General features: G+C 67.4%; 2 protein-coding genes. Both read left to right on the forward strand.

All coding sequences use genetic code 11. The features are described from left to right. A partial coding sequence (locus VTU_RS28075; RefSeq protein WP_010106791.1) for a SwmB domain-containing protein occupies positions 1-1,722 on the forward strand: 1,722 nt, incomplete at its 5' end. A 679-nt stretch (positions 1,723-2,401) separates the two neighbouring features. Next, a partial coding sequence (locus tag VTU_RS28080; RefSeq protein WP_010106793.1) for a SwmB domain-containing protein occupies positions 2,402-2,849 on the forward strand: 448 nt, incomplete at its 3' end.

Raw genomic sequence — 2,849 nt, forward strand, 5'->3', positions numbered from 1 at the left:
CATGTGCGCAACAACACGCCGGTGCCAGCAGACACCACGCCCCCGGTGCTCAGCAGCGCCACGGTCAACGGCAACCAGTTGGTGCTCACGTACACCGAGACCACCAGTCTGGACGCGGCCGTGCTGACGGGCGCGGCAGGCTTTACGGTAACCGGCTACGGCACGGACGGCACCTCCCCCATTCCCTGCGGAGTCTTCAGCGCTGTGGTGAATGCGGTGGCCAAGACCGTCACGCTGACACTGAGAAGCCCCGTGGGGCACGGTCAGCGGGTGAGCGTCAGCTACACCCAGCCGACGACCGGCCATGTGGTGCAGGACGCTGCCGGCAACGAAGCGGCGAACTTGCGCGACCAGGCCGTGACCAACAACACGTCAGCGGCAGCAGACACCACGCCCCCGGTGTTCCGTAGCGCCACGGTCAATGGCGACCAGTTGGTGCTCAGCTACACCGAAGCAAACAACTTGGAAGGGGCAGCGCGCGAGGGCAGCGCAGGCTTTGCGGTCAGCAGCGCCGCGGGCGCGGCCATCACCGTCACCGGTATCGTGGTGAACGCGACGACCAACACCGTCACGCTGAAACTGAGCCGCGCCGTGACCCGCGCTGAGCTGCTGACCGTCAGCTACACCCAGCCCGGGGCCGAGAACGCGGTGCAGGACGCTGCCGGCAACGCCGCGGCAAACTTCGGCAACGAGGCCGTGAGCAACGACACGCCCATACCAGAGACCACGCCCCCGGTGCTTGGCGACGTCACGGTCAACGGCAACCTGCTGGAGCTCAGCTACACCGATGCAAACAAGCTGGACATCAACCACACCGCGCCCGCATCGGCGTTTGCGCTCAGCAGTTCCAGCGATACGGCCATCCACGTCAGCAGCGTTGCCGTCACGGCCAAGACCGTCACGCTGACGCTGAGCCGCGCCGTGGCCAGCGACGAGAAGCTCACGCTCAGCTACACCAAGCCGGCGACCGGCGACAACGTGATACAGGACGCTGCCGGCAACGACGCGGCAAGCTTCGGCAACCAGGCCGTGGAGAACCTCACGCCCGCACCCACGCCCACACCGGAACACGACCCCGGCGCGCCCATACCGGAACACGACCTCGGCGCGCCCGATGCGGACCACGACGGCATGCCCGACGCGCAGGAAGATCAGGCCATCGGCCCCAGGGGTGCCTCCCACGGCGACGGCAACGGCGACGACATTCAGGACAGCGCACAGGCCGCAGTCGCCTCCTTCCGCGCCGAGACCAGCAGCCGTTCCAGCGGCACCTCGGTGACCCTGGTAGCAGACAGCCGCAACGGCATGGTCTCCCCCGGCAGCAACACCCGCATCACCAGCCTGGAGCAAAAGGCGGTCCCCGCTCAGACGACCAAGGCGCTGGAGACACCGATCGCGCTGACGAGTTTCAAGGCCACGCTGGAGACCGCCGGCAGCAGCAAGACCTTCAGCCTGTTCGTGGACTCGGCGCTGGGCGTCAACGGCTACTGGCTGCAAGACCACGGCGGCACCTGGGTGAACCTGGCGAGCAGCCCTTACGGCGGCAAGATGGTGGACGAAGCCTGGCTGTTGCGGCTGGACTTCTCGATCACCGATGGCGGGCCGTTCGACGCCGACGGCAAGGTCGACGGCGTGATCACCGCGCCCGGCGCCGCAGGGTATATGCCGCTGTCCATCGTGGGGCAGGCGCCGGATGGGGCGCCTGGCGGGTTCTGGCTCTGAAGCCTGCCCTCCCCGGATCGGCTCCGATCTCTGCGGCCATGGGCTGCCTCCTGCGCAGCGCCAGGGCCATCCACCGGGTGATGGCGCGTTCGCGAACAGGGCGGCAGCATCCGTGCGCGCCTCTTGCGCCAGCGCATGGCCCTGCACCCGGCGCCAGTTCAGGGCGATGCGCCGTGCTCCCTGCGCGTGCCGCGCGCGCATCTTCAGCGAACTGCACGTCCAGCCCCAGGGATCACAGCCCCTACCCGATCAGCAAAAATAACGCAAGGGGGAGGTTTGAAGCGCGATAGCAATGACATTTACCAACATGCAGTTGCAGTTCATCACGGATGATGCACGGCATGCCGAACGACCTCTCTTGTGCATCGCGTTGTCGCATCCATCGACCTTTGAAGATGCGCCTCCCCAGGAACCCCCACTCAGCGGATGCGCACGGCCTGCGGACCAATCAGAACCGCCATGCGATTGAGTCCATCCGCACGGATGGCGGCCTCGGCAGCCTGCGAGTCCAGCGCGCGGGCCCACGGGAGATGGCTGCGCAGTGTCCTTGCGTCCCGCGTGACTTGCGGCCAGGCAATGGCCCCTGCGCACGGGGGAATCCAGGGCGTCGCATCGCACGCGGCAATCCGCACGTGGCACGCCGTGGTGTCGTATCACCGGCGTCAATCTGAGCGTGGATATGAGCCGACTCACCGACTCCTCGGGCAACAAGGGAAATTCGAGAGCCGTCAGCGGCATCCGCTACGACATCAACACCACCGTCTCCCGCACGCGCCCCGGTGCCAGCATCGCGCTGGCCGACACCAGTCTCCCGGTTGGCGAGAGCACCCCCGTCACCATCCCCTTCAGCGCGCGCGTCACCGGCCTTGACGCCAGCGACGTGAACCTCACGCATGCCAACGGCGCGCTCGGCCCGCTCACGGCCAACGCCGAAGGCAAAAACCAGGCGGTGGCGAACAACTCCGCAGCCGACACCACGGCTCCGGTGCTCAGCACCGCCACGGTCAGCGGGCGCGATCTGGTGCTGAGCTACACCGAGGCGAGTGGCCTGGGTCTGGATGCGACCCATCCAGCGCCCGCGACGGCCTTTGCGGTGAGTAGCAGCCGTGGCGTCGCCATAGCCGTCG

It is taken from the genome of Verminephrobacter aporrectodeae subsp. tuberculatae At4 (assembly GCF_000193225.1).
Taxonomy (GTDB): Bacteria; Pseudomonadota; Gammaproteobacteria; order Burkholderiales; family Burkholderiaceae_C; genus Acidovorax; species Acidovorax aporrectodeae.